This is a genomic window from Clostridium sp. C8 (assembly GCF_001010885.1).
Classification (GTDB): Bacteria; Bacillota; Clostridia; order Clostridiales; family Clostridiaceae; genus Clostridium; species Clostridium sartagoforme.
Genome location: NZ_LBMX01000012.1, coordinates 42,014 through 61,144 on the forward strand (window position 1 = coordinate 42,014; position 19,131 = coordinate 61,144).

Annotated in this window: 15 protein-coding genes, 4 tRNA genes, 1 riboswitch and 1 other annotated feature (1 of these 21 running past the window's edge); of the genes, 16 read left to right on the top strand and 3 right to left on the bottom strand. The window is 27.9% G+C overall.

Annotated features, from left to right (window positions below; all coding sequences use genetic code 11):
- Nucleotides 1-54, bottom strand: a binding site (T-box leader) (it extends 159 nt beyond the left edge of the window).
- Between the two features lie 130 nt (nt 55-184).
- Together AAT22_RS01985 and AAT22_RS01990 are read left to right on the top strand one after the other, a co-directional pair.
- Nucleotides 185-268: transfer RNA gene (locus AAT22_RS01985), tRNA-Leu, on the top strand.
- Between the two features lie 26 nt (nt 269-294).
- Nucleotides 295-369, top strand: a tRNA-Gly gene (locus AAT22_RS01990).
- A gap of 155 nt (nt 370-524) precedes the next feature.
- On the opposite strand, the gene AAT22_RS01995 is transcribed toward AAT22_RS01990, so the two are convergent.
- The gene (locus AAT22_RS01995; RefSeq protein ID WP_016205784.1) at nt 525-935 is read right to left on the bottom strand and encodes an HNH endonuclease signature motif containing protein; all 411 of its coding nucleotides are present in this window, start codon (nt 933-935) and stop codon (nt 525-527) included.
- A gap of 230 nt (nt 936-1,165) precedes the next feature.
- Here AAT22_RS01995 and AAT22_RS02000 point away from each other — a divergent pair, with 230 nt between their 5' ends.
- The 4 genes from AAT22_RS02000 (at nt 1,166) to AAT22_RS02015 (ending at nt 3,722) form a co-directional block, all read left to right on the top strand.
- Nucleotides 1,166-1,840 carry a hypothetical protein gene (locus tag AAT22_RS02000; RefSeq protein ID WP_016205783.1) on the top strand — a complete coding sequence of 225 codons (675 nt, stop codon included), beginning with the start codon at nt 1,166-1,168 and terminating at the stop codon, nt 1,838-1,840.
- Between the two features lie 64 nt (nt 1,841-1,904).
- A tRNA-Gly gene (locus tag AAT22_RS02005) sits at nt 1,905-1,978 on the top strand.
- 3 nt (nt 1,979-1,981) lie between these two features.
- Nucleotides 1,982-2,057: transfer RNA gene (locus tag AAT22_RS02010), tRNA-Lys, on the top strand.
- Nucleotides 2,058-2,219: 162 nt separating this feature from the next.
- Nucleotides 2,220-2,326, top strand: a riboswitch (SAM riboswitch).
- Nucleotides 2,327-2,444: 118 nt separating this feature from the next.
- On the top strand, nt 2,445-3,722 hold the full coding sequence (locus tag AAT22_RS02015; RefSeq protein WP_047000059.1) for a Na+/H+ antiporter NhaC family protein: 1,278 nt from the start codon (nt 2,445-2,447) through the stop codon (nt 3,720-3,722).
- 172 nt (nt 3,723-3,894) lie between these two features.
- Here AAT22_RS02015 and ispF read toward each other — a convergent pair whose 3' ends face one another.
- Nucleotides 3,895-4,377: a 2-C-methyl-D-erythritol 2,4-cyclodiphosphate synthase gene (gene ispF, locus AAT22_RS02020; RefSeq protein ID WP_047000060.1), complete on the bottom strand. Its 483-nt coding sequence runs from the start codon at nt 4,375-4,377 to the stop codon at nt 3,895-3,897.
- Nucleotides 4,378-4,809: 432 nt separating this feature from the next.
- Between ispF and AAT22_RS02025 the strand changes: the two genes are divergently transcribed.
- The 4 genes from AAT22_RS02025 to AAT22_RS02040 all read left to right on the top strand — a co-directional run bounded on the left by AAT22_RS02025 (nt 4,810) and on the right by AAT22_RS02040 (nt 8,247).
- Entirely contained in the window at nt 4,810-5,400 is a 591-nt protein-coding gene (locus AAT22_RS02025) for a class D sortase (protein WP_047000061.1), read from the top strand.
- Between the two features lie 14 nt (nt 5,401-5,414).
- Nucleotides 5,415-6,410 carry an anti-sigma factor domain-containing protein gene (locus AAT22_RS02030; protein WP_016205779.1) on the top strand — a complete coding sequence of 332 codons (996 nt, stop codon included), beginning with the start codon at nt 5,415-5,417 and terminating at the stop codon, nt 6,408-6,410.
- A gap of 20 nt (nt 6,411-6,430) precedes the next feature.
- A complete protein-coding gene (gene rluF, locus AAT22_RS02035) occupies nt 6,431-7,210 on the top strand; it encodes a 23S rRNA pseudouridine(2604) synthase RluF (protein ID WP_016205778.1) in 780 nt (259 codons plus the stop codon).
- A gap of 332 nt (nt 7,211-7,542) precedes the next feature.
- The gene (locus tag AAT22_RS02040; RefSeq protein ID WP_052953884.1) at nt 7,543-8,247 is read left to right on the top strand and encodes a DUF3298 and DUF4163 domain-containing protein; all 705 of its coding nucleotides are present in this window, start codon (nt 7,543-7,545) and stop codon (nt 8,245-8,247) included.
- 51 nt (nt 8,248-8,298) lie between these two features.
- On the opposite strand, the gene AAT22_RS02045 is transcribed toward AAT22_RS02040, so the two are convergent.
- Nucleotides 8,299-10,962, bottom strand: a complete 2,664-nt coding sequence (locus tag AAT22_RS02045; RefSeq protein ID WP_047000062.1) for a cation-translocating P-type ATPase — start codon at nt 10,960-10,962, stop codon at nt 8,299-8,301.
- A gap of 359 nt (nt 10,963-11,321) precedes the next feature.
- On the opposite strand from AAT22_RS02045, the gene AAT22_RS02050 reads away from it, so the two are divergent.
- The 6 genes from AAT22_RS02050 (at nt 11,322) to AAT22_RS02075 (ending at nt 18,746) form a co-directional block, all read left to right on the top strand.
- Complete coding sequence (locus AAT22_RS02050; protein ID WP_047000063.1) at nt 11,322-12,392, top strand: mannose-1-phosphate guanylyltransferase; 1,071 nt, start codon at nt 11,322-11,324, stop codon at nt 12,390-12,392.
- Nucleotides 12,393-12,671: 279 nt separating this feature from the next.
- Nucleotides 12,672-14,396 (top strand): RNA-binding domain-containing protein, encoded by a 1,725-nt coding sequence (locus AAT22_RS02055; RefSeq protein ID WP_156174269.1) that lies wholly within the window; start codon nt 12,672-12,674, stop codon nt 14,394-14,396.
- Between the two features lie 252 nt (nt 14,397-14,648).
- Entirely contained in the window at nt 14,649-16,166 is a 1,518-nt protein-coding gene (locus AAT22_RS02060) for a type I restriction-modification system subunit M (RefSeq protein ID WP_047000065.1), read from the top strand.
- A gap of 12 nt (nt 16,167-16,178) precedes the next feature.
- On the top strand, nt 16,179-17,459 hold the full coding sequence (locus AAT22_RS18500) for a restriction endonuclease subunit S (RefSeq protein ID WP_052953885.1): 1,281 nt from the start codon (nt 16,179-16,181) through the stop codon (nt 17,457-17,459).
- A gap of 29 nt (nt 17,460-17,488) precedes the next feature.
- Nucleotides 17,489-17,947, top strand: coding sequence for a hypothetical protein (locus AAT22_RS02070; RefSeq protein ID WP_047000066.1), 459 nt, complete (start codon nt 17,489-17,491; stop codon nt 17,945-17,947).
- On the top strand, nt 17,934-18,746 hold the full coding sequence (locus tag AAT22_RS02075) for a hypothetical protein (RefSeq protein ID WP_047000067.1): 813 nt from the start codon (nt 17,934-17,936) through the stop codon (nt 18,744-18,746). The genes AAT22_RS02070 and AAT22_RS02075 overlap by 14 nt, the downstream gene beginning before the upstream one ends.
- The last annotated feature ends 385 nt before the right edge of the window (nt 18,747-19,131 follow it).

Here is a 19,131-nt window from a genome sequence, read left to right on the forward strand (position 1 = left end):
TATATCCCTCTCTGAAAATGAAAATTAGTTTACTCTTCTCTTCAACGTGTTAAAATATTTAATATTAATTATAATTATATAATATGTTAATGTCAATAAAAAGAATACAGTAAAAAATAATAATATAAAATATTTTATTATTGATTTAAAAATATTTTTTCTATATAATGTTAATATAAGGTATGCAGATGTGGCGGAATTGGCAGACGCACTAGACTTAGGATCTAGCGCCATTGGCGTGGGGGTTCGACTCCCTTCATCTGCACCATATTAAATCTTAAAATAATTGTATATGCGGAAGTGACTCAACGGTAGAGTGTCACCTTGCCAAGGTGAAAGTTGCGGGTTCGAATCCCGTCTTCCGCTCCAAAAATAGACTTTAATTTTAATATTAAAGTCTATTTTTTTATTCTTTAGAAATTTATAAAAAGATTACCCTTTGAATAACTTCTTATAAATTTATTCCTTAAGCTTTTTATATTAATTAAATTGAAATAATTACTATCTGAATATAAAGTTAAAATTTAGCTAATATTAATACTATTGAAAAGACGTTCTAATTCTAACTCTTTAAGCATAGCATAGGAGTAGAGTTTACCACCCATGAGGTTTTTTATTACTTCTTTTTTAGAATATCCTTCTTTAAATAACTTAAGCTTTTTTATTAATCTTTTTAAAGAAGAGTTAGACATTCCTAAAATAGTATAAAGTTCTTTAGCTGTATAGTAGTCTTTTGGCAAGAGATTAAAAAGTTTATCTTGCATTTCTAGTTTATATTTCAAATCAGTTTCTATACAGTTATGAGGTCCATTTTTCCCTCTATGGTGGTAGTTACAGAGATATTTATAGTTGAGTTTAATATCGTAACCACCTTCATGTTTATGAACTATATGATGAATATCCGCTGTTGATCCACAAATTTCACAGTGGTGCAAAGTCATGCCTCCTTTTTCTATCTTTAATAATATTATAAAATAAATTTATTTTTATTTCAAATATGTATATCTATATTGTCAGAAAATTAAATTTAGAAAGTGTTTTAATTTACTTTGTTATATTCTTTAAAAGTACTTGAAAAGATGGTATAACATACTATATAATGTACGTATAGTATATTATATATGTATAATATATTATACTATGTAGGTGAAAGAAAGGTGATACAGTGAGACATAATTATGATTCATTTGATTACTGGGAAGAATTAATTAACGAAAATAAAACTATAAGAGGTCATATGTTTATGGATAAATTACCTAATGAAAAGAGTATATATATCCATACATTAGTTTTTTGTAAGAATAATGGACTTAGTAATATATGGGCATATTTTCCTAATGAAAAGATGCTATTAGGATATATCCAATACTCATTTTTGCAAGAGGCATTTTATAAATGGATATATGGAAAAGAGAGAATGGTAATTAATGTTCCGAATATCCCAGTGGACAGAATAATCTCAGATGGAGAAAAAAATAAAAAAATATCAAGAGAAGAAGCAGATAATATGCGAAGACATGTGAAAATGATAAAGGAATGTTGGGTTTTATCCAAGGATAAATTAATTAGAGCTCTTCAAAGATTTGCAAGAGATTTTAATAGAACTTGGTATGGAGACAATAAGGAGTTTTTATACTTAAAGATATTTAATACTCCAAAAGACTTAGGGGAATTTGTTGTAAACTCAAGTTATATGACAACAAATGATAGTGAGTTTAAGGAGCGAACAGGTATAAGTATTTCTGAATGGAAAAACATATGTGAAAAAGCTGACAAAAGTAAAAGTGATGGAGAAAAGTTTAAAGATATTCTATTAAAATCACTTACAGAAATAATTTAAGACTAAAATTTATTATTGACAGTATTATTTAGAAATTATATAATTATTATTGTCAATAATATATGCGGGTGTAGCTCAATGGTAGAGCCCTTGCCTTCCAAGCAAGTTACGTGAGTTCGATTCTCATCACCCGCTCCATATGCGTTATTAGCTCAGTTGGTAGAGCACCTGACTCTTAATCAGGGTGTCCCGGGTTCGATCCCCTGATAACGCACCAAAGAGATTACTATGTAATCTCTTTTTTATGTTTAAATCAATTATATTTTGCGTATAACTTTAATTGTTTGTAGAAATATATAATCGTAATATATTGTGAGGGAAAATATAACTGTTGACAATATAAATTTAAGCTGATACTATAATAATGCAAAATTTAAAAGTCTTATCAAGAGTGGTGGAGGGACTGGCCCTTTGAAGCCCAGCAACCAAGGATTTTAATTAATTCTTAAGGTGCTAAATCCTGCAGGATATCCTGATAGATAAGAGGCGAATTATGACTTTTTATATGTGTAATCAAAGCTTCTGTATTCTTGCAGAAGCTTTTTTTAATTTAAACTAAAAATGCATACAAATTATTTAATATCAAAAAGGAGAGAAAAGAATTTTGAATAACAAAGGTAATGGGCTGGCTTTACTTCCATTGGGAGTATTTCTATTAGTTTATTTAGGAACATCAATAATTGCAAAAGATTTTTATGCTGTATCTATACTAATCCCTTTCCTAGCAGCAGCTTTAACAGCATTAATTATGAATAAAAAAGTAAAGTTTGATGAGAAAGTAGATATATTTTGTAGAGGTGCAGGAAATACCAATATTTTACTTATGGTAATTATATTTATATTAGCAGGAGCTTTTGCAAAAGTAGCAAAGGATATGGGAGCAGTAGATTCTACTGTTAATTTAGGACTTTCTTTACTGCCAAGTAGTCTTTTAATTCCAGGAATATTTATTATAGGATGTTTCATATCATTATCTATAGGAACATCAATGGGAACTATTGTTGCGCTAGTACCAATAGCTGTTGGAATAGCAGATAAAACTGGAATAGCAACAGCTTTAGCTACAGGAGCGGTGGTTAGTGGAGCGATGTTCGGAGATAACCTTTCTATAATATCAGATACAACTATAGCTGCTACTAGAACACAAGGTTGTGAGATGAAAGATAAATTTAAAATGAACTTTATTATAGTACTTCCAGCTGCAATCATAACTGCAATAATACTTATGTTGCTAACTAAGAGTGCAACAGTTGTAAATTTAGAAGCCTTAGAATTTAATTTGTTTAAAATTTTACCATATATAATTGTAATAGTAACATCATTAATTGGAGTAAATGTAATTATAGTATTATTACTTGGTATTTTATCCTCAGGAATAATAGGATTTATTCTTGGAAGTTTTAATCTTATAGGATTATTTAACTCTATATCCTCAGGAATATTAGGTATGAGTGAACTAATAATAATTTCAATTCTTATAGCAGGAACAATAGAACTTATTAATTTTAATGGTGGAATAGATTTTATTATTAATAAAGGATTAAAAAACTTCAAAACTAAGAGGGGAGCCGAATACGGTATTGCAACATTAGTTAGTTTAGTTGATATTTGTACAGCTAATAATACTGTTGCAATTGTGACTGTAGGACCTATAGCGAAAGATATTTCAAATGAATTTGATTTAGAACCCAAAAGAGTTGCAGGCATAATGGATATGTTTGCATGCGTGTTTCAAGGAGTGATACCATATGGTGCACAATTAATTTCAGCAGCAGGACTTGCCGCTTTATCACCATTTGCAATAATGAAATTTTTATTTTATCCTTATCTTATGGGGATATGTGCTATAATATCTATATACATACATTGGAGAAATAAATAAGGCTATTGTAAAATTAAAATATAAACCAGAAAAAGAAAAGTATGGCTAAATAAAAAAGCCATACTTTTCTTTTAGTGAAAGAGTGAAGATTTTATTTTAAATGCAATCTTCACTCTTTCACTTTTCACTCCCATAACTCAATTGTTTGAGTTATTTCCTAAACTGTAAATTGTTAATCGTTAATTGTCAATTGTAACAAACATATGCTTTGAGAAGAAATTCCTTCACCATTTCCAGTAAATCCAAGGCCTTCTTCAGTAGTTGCCTTGACATTTATTTGGTTTAAATTAATATTTAGTGCATTTGCTATGTTTTCTCTCATTTGTTGAATGAAAGGAGCCATTTTAGGTTTTTGAGCAATAATAGTTGCGTCTATATTGTTAATAGAATATCCATTAACAGAAAGTAGTTTCCCTACCTCTTCTAATAGCTTTATACTTGATATTCCTTTAAACCTTGGATCTGTATCGGGAAAATGTTTTCCAATATCACCAAGAGCTGAGGCACCAAGTAATGAGTCCATAATTGCATGAAGTAGAACATCAGCATCTGAATGACCTAGTAACCCCTTTTCATAAGGAATATTAACACCACCTATTATTAAATCCCTTCCTTCAACTAAACGATGTACATCGTATCCTAATCCTATCCTCACTTTATCACCTCTAAAATAATTATAGAGTTATTTTACCATAAATATTAAAAATAGATATGGTTTAATTAATAATATAAATATATGAGATGATATATATTTTTTTATAACTATTTTTAAATATTATATAAATTTTTTATTATATCTATAGTACTTTTTTAAAAGGATAAATATTAGAATTAATTTTTCTCTTTCTATTTTTAAATATTTTATTAAACAAATGCTTTAATTTAACTTTGAGTTTATAAATAAAATGGATAGTTCTAGAAGAAAGTTTTCGACGCTTAAAAACAAAATCGACATAAATTATTTTCCTATTCATAAGTTACTCCTAAAATATTAATGGATATAAGAGACACAATTATATTAAAAGTATAGTCTTTATGTTATAATATATGATGAATTATTATAAATGTTTATTGGGAGATGAGAAATATGGGAGAAAAAATCAGAAGGCTTATAGGCGTTGTTTTAATTATAGTTGGACTAGCATTAATTGCATCAATTGCTTACAAAAAAATTGAAACATCTAAAAGGCAAAAAGAACTTCAAAATATTTTAGAAGAAGTCATAAATGAAGAACCAAAGAGCAAGGAAGATGGTACAGAAGAAAAATCTATTAATGGATACAAACCAATTGCTTTAATTGAAATTCCTAGTATAAATCTATCTCAAGGACTAGTAGAAGGTATAACTGATGATATTCTACAATATTATTTGGGTCATTTTGCAGATTCGGCAGGACCGGGTGAAAAAGGCAATTTTGCAGTTGCAGGCCATAGAGTATCTGATTATTCAGAAGCCTTTGTAAACTTATATAAGGTAGAAAAGGGAGACAAAATACTAGTTAAAGCTAATAAGAAAGAATATATATATGAAATTACGGATAACTTCATAGTTGATCCAAGCAATGTGGAAGTGCTTGATAATACCAGTGAAGCTACTATTACATTAGTAACCTGTACTGTTGGAGCAAAAGAAAGGGTTATAGTAAAAGGTAATCTTATAGAAACTAAGGATTTATAAAACGGAGGATAATAATGAGCGATTTTCAAAGTGATAAATATAAATTTTCGACTAAATCTCCATCAAGTGTAGCTTTAGAAGAAGTAATAGAGAAAAGAGCAGAAGAAATAGAAAAATTAAGTGAGGATCTTTTAAATTATAAGATACTTATAAAAGATTTAATACATGAAAAGGTATCGTACACTATAAGAAATAAAATTTTGAATATAGCTTATTTTATAATAGAAGATGTAGAATTATTTGAATATCTAAATACAACTAGAAAGTTCCCAATTAATAGAATTCTTAAAAGAACACCAATAGAAAAGGAATTTCTTCAAACTTGGAAAGAATATATTATAACTTATGTTGTTATATTGTCTAATCCTAACTATAAATATATCCAGGAATATATACAAATAGTAGAGGCTATTAATATCCTTGGTGTAGATGAAATATCTCAAATTATGAAAGAAACTGAACATAGAGGAATTATAATTAGTAAGAACTTTAGAAGTGCTATAATATTAACATCTAAAGGTGAGTTTATAAAAGTTAAAGCTGGAAAAGATAATAATATAGGAGAGGATTTTGTTAGTGTAGAAGCTGTTACTATAAAAAAGTACAAATTACAGCTTTCAATACTACTTAGTTTATTTGTATTAGTAATTATTATAGGTGCGTTTAAATATAAATCAATTGATAAAACTATAGTTATAGAAACTACATCAGAAATCACATTAGAGGTAAATAGATTTGATAGAATAGTAGATGCTTACAGTAAAACTGAAAAAGGAAATAATATGTTACTTGAACTAAATGTTAATAATGCCAATATAGATGATTCAGTAAAGAATATATTAAATTATGCTATTAATAATGAAATGATTCCAGAATCAGGAGTAATAGTTACTGTAACAGGAACACCATTAAGCTATGATGCTTTAAAAGATACAGAAAGTTTTATTAAAGAGAAAGAAATTCAAGTTAGGTTAAATAATTCAGGGGATGAACATAAGGTAAGCCCTTAAAATTTATAAAGGTGAGAATAATGAAGCAAAAGAATAATGAAGATAAATATGTAATAATACACAGTGATAGAGGAGCTGAAATAAGACTAAATAAGTTTATAAGCGAAACAGGATTTTGTTCAAGAAGAGAAGCTGATAAACTAATAGAAGCTGGGAGAGTAACTGTAGATGGTATAAATGCAGTTATGGGAACCAAAGTTAAAGAAACGGCAGATGTAAAGGTAGATGGAAAACCTATAAAGAAAGTAGATGAATTAGTATATATTGCTTTAAATAAACCGGTAGGTATTACATGTACTACTGAAAAAAAGGTAAAAGGAAATATAGTAGATTTTATAAATCATAAAAAAAGAATTTTCCCAATTGGAAGATTAGATAAAGATTCACAGGGACTAATACTTTTGACAAATGATGGAGATATAGTTAATAAGATATTAAGAGCTGGAAATAATCATGAAAAGGAATATATAGTTACTGTAAATAAACCAATTGATGATAATTTTATAAAATCTATGTCAAGTGGAGTTAGAATATTAGGGACAGTAACTAAAAAATGTATTGTTATAAAAGAAAATAAGAACACATTTAGAATAATATTAACGCAGGGAATGAATAGGCAAATAAGGAGAATGTGTGAAGCTTTAGGATATAATGTAGTTAAACTAAATAGAATAAGAATAATGAACATAAATTTAGAAACATTAAAAATTGGAGAGTGGAGAAACTTAACTTCAGATGAGCTTAAGGGACTAAATAATTTAATAAGTACATCAGGAAAAACAAAAGAATTTGATAAGTAGGGAGATATTAGTTGCTATGCTTAGAACCAGTAGGTGAAGCAAGCAATTAGTATCTCCCTATTAAAATATGATAAAAAATCAAAAAAGTTATCCACAGGGAGCAAAGTGGCTTTGTAAAAGGACTTGTCAACTTTTTTATGAACAAAAAATAGTAAATTATAATAAAAATTCGTATGTTACACACATAATCCACATGTCCATGTGGATAACTTGTGTAAATTATGTTGAAAGTATTGTTAATAATTATTAACAGTATTGTAGATAATATAATATAAAAATAATTTGAAAAAAACTGAAAATTATATATATTTATAGAAATAGGAGATATACATATGAATAAGGTTTATAAAATATTAATAACTGTTCTAGTAGTATTAGAAATTGTCCACATTTGTCCACAGGCACTGTTAATAAATTTAAACAGAGATGCTGTCGAAAATCCGAAACTTGTGGATAAAATAATAAAGAAAAATTTAAAATTTGTAAATATTGATGTCGATATTCCTCAAATAGTAGGATTAATCAATGAAAATGACGAAAAAGTTATCAACAATGAAATAAGTGATTGGACTGATAGCTGGATAAACGAAGTTAAAGAAACTAGTGAGGATTTAACTCCAACAATTCCATATGAATTGAATGCAAAATATACATTAACTAATAATGAAGCTATATTAAGTTTTTATATAGATTACTATCAATTTAGTGGTGGGGCACATGGAATTACAACTAGAAAATCTTATAACATAGATATTAAATCAGGAAAGAAAATTGAATTGAAAGACTTATTTAAAGTTGGATATGATTATAAAAAAAATATAAATGAATTAATACAAAAAGAGATAAACAAACATCCTGATTATTATTTTACTGGAAAAGAAGGATTTAATGGAATTAAAGATAATCAAAGTTTTTATATTAAAAATAATAAGATAATAATATATTTTCCTTATTATGAGATAGCTCCTTATGTAGCAGGAATGCCAGAATTTGAAATACCTTATGATATGCAAGAATTTAAAGAGAAAATTGGATAAAAAAACAGCTTGTACCAAGTACAAACTGTTTTTTATAGAATTTAAATTTAATTAAGCAACTTTTTCAACTTCTTCTTTTTCATGTGAAGAATTAATATTATTATCTTTTCTACTTTTTATAACATCTAATATTACTTTAGCTATTTGAATAATTAGTGTTGGTATAAAAGCAAATAAATATATATAACCAATTTGTGAACCAGTTAAATTGGATACTTCAAATAATTTTTGAAGAAATGGTACAAATAATACTAAGTTTAATAATAGTACACCTACACCAAATGCCATCCAACTAAATCTATTTGAAAATAAGCCTATTGAGAATATTGATTTATCACCTCTACAATTGAATCCATGGAATAATCTAGCTAAACAAAGTGTTGAGAAAGCCATTGTAGATGCTATAGCCTCATTAGTTTTTAGACCCATATAAAATGCGAATAAAGTAAATACAGCAATTATTAAACCTTCAATAGCAATTTCAGATATAAAGTCTTTTGATAATATAGATGAATTTCTTGATCTAGGTTTATCCTTTAATAAATCTTTCTTAGACTTTTCCATACCTATTGCAATTGCAGGTAAACTATCAGTTAATAAGTTTATAAATAGTAAATGTACTGCATGGAATGGCATTGGTAAAGCCATTAATGAAGTATATAATACTGATAATATACCGGAAGTGTTACCTGATAATAAGAATTTAATAGAGTTCTTTATATTCTTATAGATATTTCTACCGTTAGCTACAGACTTAACTATTGTAGCAAAATTATCATCTGTTAATATTACTGAAGCAGCATCTTTTGAGACTTCTGTTCCTGTAATACCCATTGCAATTCCTATATCAGCTTGTTTAAGTGCAGGAGCATCATTAACTCCATCACCAGTCATAGCAACTATTTCATCTTTTTCTTGCCATGCTCTAACTATTCTTATCTTATGTTCAGGAGAAACTCTAGCATAAACGGCGATATTTTCTATGTTACTCTTTAATTCATCATCTGACATTTTATCTAGTTCTATTCCTTCAATAGCTCTATCTCCATCTCTTAGAATACCTATTTGCTTTGCAATGGCAGATGCAGTTATTTTGTGATCACCTGTAATCATAACTGGCTTTATCCCAGCTGTTATACAGTCTTTAACAGCTTCAGCAGATTCTTCTCTAGGAGGATCTATCATTGAAATAAGACCTATAAAGGTATAATTATTTTCATCTTCTAATGATAAGAATTCAGGATTTGCAAATTCTTTATAAGCAAAAGCTAAAACTCTTAATCCACTTTGTGATAATTGTTTATTTGCATTTATTATATTTTGTTTATCTTCATATGTTATTTCTCGTACACCAGTAGAAGTTTTGATTTTTACAATTCTATCTAGTAATACATCAAAAGCACCTTTAGTGAACATTAAGTTTTTATTATCAAACTTATGAAGAGTACTCATAAGTTTTCTATCAGAATCAAATGGTAATTCACCTAATCTACCATATGATTTTCTTAAATTCAGTTCATCTAAAGATAATTTATGTCCTAAATTAACTAAAGCAACTTCTGTTGGATCACCTATTTCAACTCCGTTTTTAGATGTAGAATCATTACATAAAATTGAACTACTAATTAAATAATTTCCTAACTCATCATTTAAGTCTACTTCTTCACCATCAATTAATTTATTATCAAAATAAACTTTTTTTACAGTCATTTTATTTTGGGTTAATGTACCAGTTTTATCAGAACAAATAACTGATACTGAACCTAAGCCTTCAACAGCTCTAAGTTTTTTTACAATAGCATTTTCTTTAGCCATCTTTTGAGTTCCTAAGGCTAGTACAATTGTAACTATTGAGCTTAATGCTTCAGGAATAGCAGCAACAGCTAAAGCAACAGCAAACATAAGTGAATCTAAAATAGATACTCCCCTATATAAACTTAATGCAAATACAATAGCACAAACAACTAAAATTCCTATAGCTAATTTTTTACTGAAATCATCTAAACTAACTTGTAGTGGTGTTTGCTTTTCTTGAGTTTCTTCCATTAAATGGGCAATTTTACCTATTTCAGTATTCATTCCTGTGCCAGTAATAACAACTAAGGCTCTACCATAAGTAACTAAAGAACCTGAGAAAACCATATTTTTTTGATCACCTAAGGCGATTTCTTCTTCTTTAATTTCATCAATAAATTTATTAACACTTTCAGATTCACCAGTTAATGAACTTTCATTTACTTGAAGGGAGAAGTTTTCAACTATTCTACCATCAGCGGCAACCATATCACCAGCTTCTAAAATTAATATATCTCCAGGTACAATTTCTTTAGATTGAATTTCAATCTTCTTTCCATTTCTATAAACTTTAGCAGATGGAGCAGATAATGCTTTTAAACTATCTAATGATTGTTCTGCTTTAAAATGTTGAACAGTGCCTAAAATTGCGTTAAGAATAATAACAGCAAAAATAACTAACGTACTTTCAACATTTCCAGTTGCCATAGAAATTATAGCTGCAATAATTAGTATTATTACAAGTAAATCCTTAAATTGACTTAGAAAGACTTGCATAACAGTTTGTTTTTTCTTTTCAGTTAATTGATTATAACCGTATTTGTCCAAATTTTCTTTTACTTGATTTTCACTTAAACCACTTTTAGAGACATTAAATTGCTTTAATACATCTTCATATGATTTTGAAAAAAATCTTTCCATAATAACTCCTCCAAACTATTTAATAGTAGTATTTTGTGTTTTAATTTTAAAAATTAACCTAGAAATATATGAGCCTACAAACAAAAAGAGACTCTTAATACAATTTTCACTGTGTTAAAAATTGTATTAAAAGTCTCGTAACCAAGATGGTATATAACACCAGACCAAAAGGCCGCGAATGTTGATGTTATATTTTTTACTACTCCCTCTTAATGGAAATATTATATTATAAAGTCATTATAAAATTTTTATTTAAAAATGTCAATATAAATAAAAAAATTGTTGTTAATTTTAAAAATTTCACAAAAAAAAATAACTGGCATAAGATATAATATAGTATTTACATGGAGTTGAAGTTATTGATATACGGGCTAATATTAGCAGGGGGAAAAGGTACAAGACTTTATCCTTTATCGAGATCAAGTAAGCCTAAACAATTTTTAAAAGTTATAAATAACAAAAGTTTTCTACAAAATACAGTAGATAGAGTTTCTCCTTTAATTAAGAAGGATAATATTTATGTGGTTACTAACAAAGATTATGAGGACAAAATAAAAGGTGAATTACACAATATAAATCCAAATAATATTTTTACAGAACCACAAAACAAAGAAACTGCAACTTGTATAGGTTTATCTGCCGTTAAACTTTTAAAAAAAGATGGAGATGCCATTCTGGTTGTGTTACCTTCTGATCACCATATAGAGTATGAGAAGGTTTATATAGAAACATTAGCACAGGCTGTAGATATAGCAAATAAAAGAAGAGGTATAGTTACGCTAGGGATAACTCCAACAAGAGCTGAGACTGGATATGGATATATTGAAATGGGGCAAAGGATTCAGTCATCTGAAATACCGACTTATAAAGTTGCTAGATTTACTGAAAAGCCAAATATTGAAGTTGCAAAAGACTTTTTATTAAAAGGAACTTATTTATGGAATTCAGGAATGTTTGTATTTAGAGCAGATGTAATATTAAGAGAAATAGAAAAATATTTACCACAATTATATAAATCACTAATGGAAATATACAAGCATATTGGGGAAGAAGACGAGGAAGAAGTTATTAATGAGCAATATTCATTAATAGATGGAATATCAATAGACTTTGGGATTATGCAAAAAACAAGAAAAGCTTTTGTAATAAAAAGTGATTTTATATGGGATGATATAGGCAGTTTTTCAGCCCTGAGCAGATATTTAGAAGAAGAGAAAAATAATAAAATAAGTAATAATGTATATCTTCAAGATAGTGAAAATTGTGCAATATTTGGAGATAAAAATTTAATAATAGGTCTTGGAATAAAGGACTTAGTTATAGTAGATGCAGGTGATGTTATATTGATAATGGACAAGAATAAGGACCAAGAAATAAAGCACTTGTTAAATGATTTGACTAATAAACCTGAATATGAAGACTACATTTAGAGTGAAAAATGAAAGAGTGAAAGAGTTAAGGAAAAAATTCCATAGGAATTTTGATATAATATTTAAATTTAGCTTAGCTGAATTTATTTCTTAATTTTAAATTTTAAATTACAAAAAAGAGTTATTGCATTAGTAGCGAAAGAATAAGCTAGCAATAACTCTTTTTTTGCATGTCAAATAAACCTGTTAAATATTATTAAATAAATTTTAAATTAATAAAAACTAGTCTATAATCAATAGTATAAGAATAAAAGAGTTTTAGGAAAGAGGTGAATTATATTGGAGATAGATATATATTCAATAGTTGAGAATGAAGAAATAGAATGTAAAGAAGCATCCGGAGGGTTACCAAAGGATTTGTGGGAAACTTATTCTGCATTTTCCAATACAAATGGAGGAACTATTTTATTAGGAATAAAAGAAAAGAAGGGTGTATTTAGTGTTACAGGAATAGAAAATCCTGATAATATACTTAAAGATTTATGGGATAATTTAAATAATCCTAAAAAAGTAAGCTCTAACATATTAAATAATTCACTAATTACTATAAAAGAAGTCCATAATAAGAAAATAATATTAATTAATGTTCCAAAAGCAGAAAGAAGAGAAAGACCAGTTTATATAGGTGAAAATCCTTTTAATGAAAGTAAGCATGCAGGAACTTATAGGAGAAATCATTCAGGAGATTATAAATGTTCTATAGAAGAGATAAAGAGAATGATAGCTGATCAGTTAGATGAATCACAAGATAGTATTATTTTAGATGGATTCTCTATGGAGGATTTAAATAAAGATACTATTGATAGTTTTAGAAATAGATTAAGAGCAGTAAAACCAAATCATCCATGGATAGCACTTGATGATAAAGCCTTTTTATATAAGTTAGGAGCTTATGATAAGGATAGAAAAAGTGGTAAAGAGGGAATAACTGCAGCAGGGCTTTTAATGTTTGGAGAAGAAAGAACCATAACAGATGAATTTCCTAAATACTTTTTAGATTATAGAGAAAAAATATCAGAAGAAGTGAGATGGGACTATAGACTTATATCATCAGAAGGAACATGGAGTGGGAATATATTTGATTTTTACTTTAAGATAGTAAATAAAATAACAGATAATTTGAATATACCCTTTAAAATTATTAATGGGATAAGACACGAGGACACAAGAGTACATGAGGCTGTGAGAGAGGCTGTTGCAAATGCTTTGATACATGCAGATTATAGACTTCCGAGAGGTATTGTTATAGAGAAAGGAAAAACTTTCTTTAAAGTTAGTAATCCTGGAAGTTTAAGAATTACTAGAGAAGAAGCATTAAAAGGTGGAGTTAGTGATCCAAGGAATGAAAATATATTTAAAATGTTTAATCTTTTAGGTGTTGGAGAAAGAGCAGGATCAGGTCTTGAAAATATTCAATTAGCATGGAAAGAACAAGAATGGCTAGCACCAGACTTAGAAGAATTATATAATCCAGATAGAATAGAATTAACATTAAGAACAGTGTCTATGTTACCAGAAGAAAGTATAACTTTGATTAAATCAGCATTGAAGAATAAATACAATGAGTTAAGTAGAGAAAAAGTAGTGGCATTAGTAGCAGCACATCAAGAAGGATATGTAACTAATAATAGACTTCAACAATTACTTGATACTCATTCTAGAAATAGTAGTAAAATACTAACATCTTTAGTTGATAAAGAATACTTAGAGACTGATGGTATAGGAAGAGGTACAAAATACTATTTAAGTGATGTATTTAAGTATGAATTTATTGAGAATAATGAGTGTTGTGAGGAAAATGACGTAGAATTGTCATTAGATGAAAAGATAGTTTTAGATTTTATAAATAAAAATATATTTATAACTACTAAGTTATGTATTGAAACATTTGGTTTTGGAAAAACAAAAAGTGTATCAATATTCAATAAATTGATAAAATTAGGATTAATAAAGAAAGTTGGATCAGGTTCAAAAATTAGTTATATATTAGCTAGTGAAGTTTAAAAATTACTATTAAAGAACGATTGAGAACGGTTCGTGAACGGTAGCGAACGGTTGCGAACGATAGATTTTAAAAAATATTAAGGTTGTAATTTAAGTGTAAGTTTAAGTTACAACCTTAATTTAATTTAAAATCTTTATATGATTATCTAATTAACATAGGATATAGGACTTATGATAAAATATATTTATATAGTCCACAAGTACATCTAAGATAAAGTGATATTAAGAAAGAATAGGAATGGAGATATGACTATGGCTAAACTTACATTACAAGAATTAGAATCAAAACTTTGGCAATGTGCAGATATTTTAAGAGGGGAATTAACAGGTGCAGAATACAAAGATTACATATTTGGAATGTTATTTTTAAAAAGAATAAATGATGAATTTGATGAAGAAAAAGAAGCTAGAAAGAAAGAGTTCACAGAAGATGGTTTAGATAAAGAGGAAATACAAGAACTTTTAGAAGATTCATCTATTTATGAAAGCTTCTTTGTTCCAGAACAAGCAAGATGGTCAAAGCTTAAGGATTTAACATTAAACATAGGACCAGAATTAGATAAGGCTTTTAAAGCTATTGAAGATGAACCTAAAAATTCAGAGCTTATTGGAGTATTAAGTACAACTAATTATAATGATAAGGAAAAGGTACCAGATAAGAAATTATCTCAACTTTTAATACTTTTTAGCACAATAAATTTAGCAAATTCAAACTTAGAATCAGACGATATGCTTGGAGATGCTTATCAATATCTAATTAAACAATTTGCAGACCAAGGCGGTAAAAAAGGTGGAGAATTCTATACACCAACAGAAGTAGTTAAAGTATTAGTAAATATATTAAAACCAGAAGAAGGAGATAGAATTTATGATCCTACTTGCGGTTCAGGTGGTATGCTAATTCAAAGTATAGAATATGTTAAAAAACATGGTGGAAATCCAAAGAACTTAAGTCTTTTTGGTCAAGAAATAAACCTTTCTACATGGGCAATATGTAAAATGAATATGTTATTCCATGGAGCTAAAGGAGCAGATATACAAAAGGGTGATACTATAAGAGATCCTAAGCATACAGAAGGTGGAGCTTTAAAGGTTTTTGATAAGGTACTTGCTAATCCACCATTTTCATTGAAAAACTGGGGAGTTGAAGAAGCAGAGAGTGATGCTTTCCATAGATTTAATTATGGAATCCCACCAAAATCCTATGGAGATTTAGCCTTCGTTGAGCATATGTTATCAAGCTTAAATATGAAAGGGAAAATGGCATCAGTAGTGCCACATGGAGTATTATTCAGAGGTTCAGCAGAAGGAAAAATAAGAGCAGGGTTTATTAATGATGATTTAATAGAGGCAGTAATAGGAATCCCACAAAATATATTCTATGGAACAGGAATTCCAGCAGCTATACTTGTTTTAAATAAAGCAAAAGCAGAAGAAAGAAAAGGTAAAGTCCTATTTATAGATGGAAGTAATGACTTTGGAAAAGAGAAGGTAAAAAATGTACTAAGAAATGAGGATATAGAGAAGATAGTAAATACATTCAGTAATTTTAAAGATGTAGAAAAGTACGCATCAATTGTAGATATTGAAACAATTAAAGAAAATGATTGTAATTTAAATATAAGTAGATATGTAGATACAACTGAAGAAGAAGAGCAAGTTGATATTCAAAGAGTTTTAGGAGAAATAGCAGAACTTGAAAAGAAGGAAGCTGAAACTAAAAATAAACTTAGTGAATACTTAAAAGAACTTGGATTTGATGTACTGTAAGGTGGTGATTTAGTGAATAGGATTAGAGACGGATATAAGATGACTGAACTTGGAGTAATTCCAGATGAATGGCAGATAAAAAAATTAGAAGATATATTTGAAAGAATTACTGACAAAAATAAAGAAAATGAAAGTAATAATGTATTAACCATTTCTGCACAAATGGGGTTAGTAAATCAAGAGAAATTCTTCAACAAGAATATAGCTAGCAAGAATACAGAAAATTACTATTTATTAAAAAAAGATGATTTTGCATATAATAAAAGCTATTCAACAGGCTATCCAATGGGTGCTATAAAGAGATTAAATAATTATGAAAAAGGTATAGTGTCACCATTATATATATGCTTTAGGAAAAAGAATGAATTGGCGAATAATAACTTTTATGAACATTTTTTTGAACATACAATTTTTGATAATGCTATAGCATCAATAGCACAAGAAGGAGCTAGAAATCACGGATTACTCAATGTAAGTGTAAGTGAATTTTTTAGTTTACCAATAGTATTTCCGCCAGTGAAAGAACAAAAAAAAATAGCTTCAATTCTTTCAACTGTAGATGAGCAAATAGATAATGTTGATGGACTTATTGAAAAAAACAAAGAACTAAAAAATGGATTAATGCAACAACTTTTAACTAAGGGGATTGGACATACAAAGTTTAAGCATACGGAGATTGGAGAGATTCCTGAAGAATGGGAAGTATTGAAAATAGGAGAGATTGCGAAGTTCCAGGGAGGATATGCTTTTAGAAGTAGTGATTATATAGATAATGGAATTAATTTAGTTAAGATAACTAATGTGCAACAGAAAGATCTAATATGGAGTGAAACAGATTTTTTACCTACAGAATTTTTAGATAAATATTCAGAGTATAGATTAAATATTGATGATGTAGTAATTGCTATGACACGTCCAATTATTTCATCTGGCATAAAGGTATGTAAAATTAAAGAAACAGATATTCCAGCATTATTAAATCAAAGAGTTGGACGATTTATTTGTTCAGATAGAGTTAGTGGCAAATATTTATATCAATATTGCTTATCTAATTATTTTATAAATAAGGTAAGTGAGCTGTGTAGTACAACAGGTCAACCTAATGTAAGTTCTAATCAGATTGAATCAATAATGATAAGTTTACCCTCAATAAACGAACAAGAAGAAATAGAATCAATATTATCAGAAGTTGACAGAAAGATAACAGAATATGAAAATAAGAAACAAAAATTAGAAGAGCTTAAAAAGGGGTTAATGCAACAATTGTTAACAGGTAAAATTAGGACTGTTTAATTAAAATATATAAGTAGGTGATATTGGGAATGGGAGATATACAGATGGAAATAGCTATTCCAACTGATAATGAGGGCTTTGTATTATTACAATGCGAATGGTGTAAAGAATTTTTTAAGTTAATACCTGATGAAATGGAGTCAGATGAAGTCATTGAAATTTGGTGTCCTTGTTGTGGTTTAAGGGGGGATGAGTACTTTACAGAAGAAGTTATTGAGCTTGGAATGAAAATGGCAGAAAATTTTTTTAGGAATAGTATTTTTGAAGAAATGAAGAAATGGGAAAGAAAGGTTAAGGGGAAAGGTATTTCTTTTAAAGCGGGTAAAAGACCAAAGGAAGAAGAGGAATTACCTATAGTTTCAGTAATTGATGACTTGGAAATACAAAAATATAATTGTTGTAAGAAAGAGGCTAAAATAAAGCCTTTAATAAAAATGTGTGGCAGTTATTGTCCTTATTGTGGGGTGTTATATTATGAATATAAATAAAAAAGAATTAAAAATAATATCTTATGATTTTCATTGTGTAGGTAATAGGGTTATTAGAGCGTCTTATAATGAATTTCTATCAGTTTTAAAAATATTTTTAAAGTATATAGATGAAACAGAAATAATAAAAGATTACATTAGTATTTGTAAGAGAAATGAATATGATGTAGAGAAGGAAGTTAATTCTGTAAATTTAAGTTGGGGAAGAGAGATATTTGATTTAGGGATTACGCAAGAAGAAGAAGTATTTACTGTATATTCAGTTTTGAAATATATTGATGATAAAAATATTGATATTGGACAATTAGGAAGAGGATATACGAGCTCTAATAAATATAGAGATATAGTAAAAGAGTTTAATAACAGAGTAACATTAGTGTTGATTCAATATATTGCTGCTTATTTGACTAAAATAGGTATAGAGATGGGATATGATGAGGAGGAAAAATATATGATTACAATTAATGGTGGAAACGGAGTTCAAGTTAATATTTCTAAAGATAATTCTACAATTAATGCGGTTCAAAATAATGGAATAAATACAGAGGAATTAAGTAATTTAATTAAATCAATAAAAGAATCATTAAATAATGATATTCCAGAAGAAGAAAAAGAAATGATAGAGGAAAATATTGAAACAATAAAACAGGAGTTATCAAATAATTCACCTAAAAAGGGACTTATTAAAAGTTGTATTTTAGGATTAAAAAATGTGGTTGAAAATATTCCAACAGCAATAGTACTTTGCAAGAATATTGAAATGCTAATAGAATATGTAGTGACAAAAATTAACTTATAATTTCAATAAGATATTGAAGTTATTGATTATTACATAAATTATATAAATTTAGAGCTAGCTAAAGGTCATAGAAAATTCTATGGCTTTTTTCATATATAAAATAAGGCTTATGTGCTAAATCTAATACAACAAATTCTAGATATTGCTGATGCTATGCTTGGTAGTGGATTGTGGGAGACTTTAAAAAAGACCTTTAATAAAAAAGCTAGATAAAAATTTTAATAACAAAAGCATTTGGAAAATAATATCTATATATAATAAAAAGAAATAGCTAAAAATTTAATGGATATATATTAAGATATGAAATAATTGTTAAGAAGTGTGATTTATCATTAGATGAAGAAAAACACCTTAGAAAAGAATATAAAGCAAACAAATAATAATG

Coding starts and splice junctions, on each gene's coding strand:
- AAT22_RS02025 (WP_047000061.1), top strand. CDS start 4,810: ATGGGAGAAAAAATCAGAAGGCTTATAGGCGTTGTTTTAATTATAGTT.
- AAT22_RS02070 (WP_047000066.1), top strand. CDS start 17,489: ATGGGAGATATACAGATGGAAATAGCTATTCCAACTGATAATGAGGGC.
- AAT22_RS02030 (WP_016205779.1), top strand. CDS start 5,415: ATGAGCGATTTTCAAAGTGATAAATATAAATTTTCGACTAAATCTCCA.
- AAT22_RS02060 (WP_047000065.1), top strand. CDS start 14,649: ATGGCTAAACTTACATTACAAGAATTAGAATCAAAACTTTGGCAATGT.
- AAT22_RS02045 (WP_047000062.1), bottom strand. CDS start 10,962: ATGGAAAGATTTTTTTCAAAATCATATGAAGATGTATTAAAGCAATTT.
- rluF (WP_016205778.1), top strand. CDS start 6,431: ATGAAGCAAAAGAATAATGAAGATAAATATGTAATAATACACAGTGAT.
- AAT22_RS02040 (WP_052953884.1), top strand. CDS start 7,543: ATGAATAAGGTTTATAAAATATTAATAACTGTTCTAGTAGTATTAGAA.
- AAT22_RS02075 (WP_047000067.1), top strand. CDS start 17,934: ATGAATATAAATAAAAAAGAATTAAAAATAATATCTTATGATTTTCAT.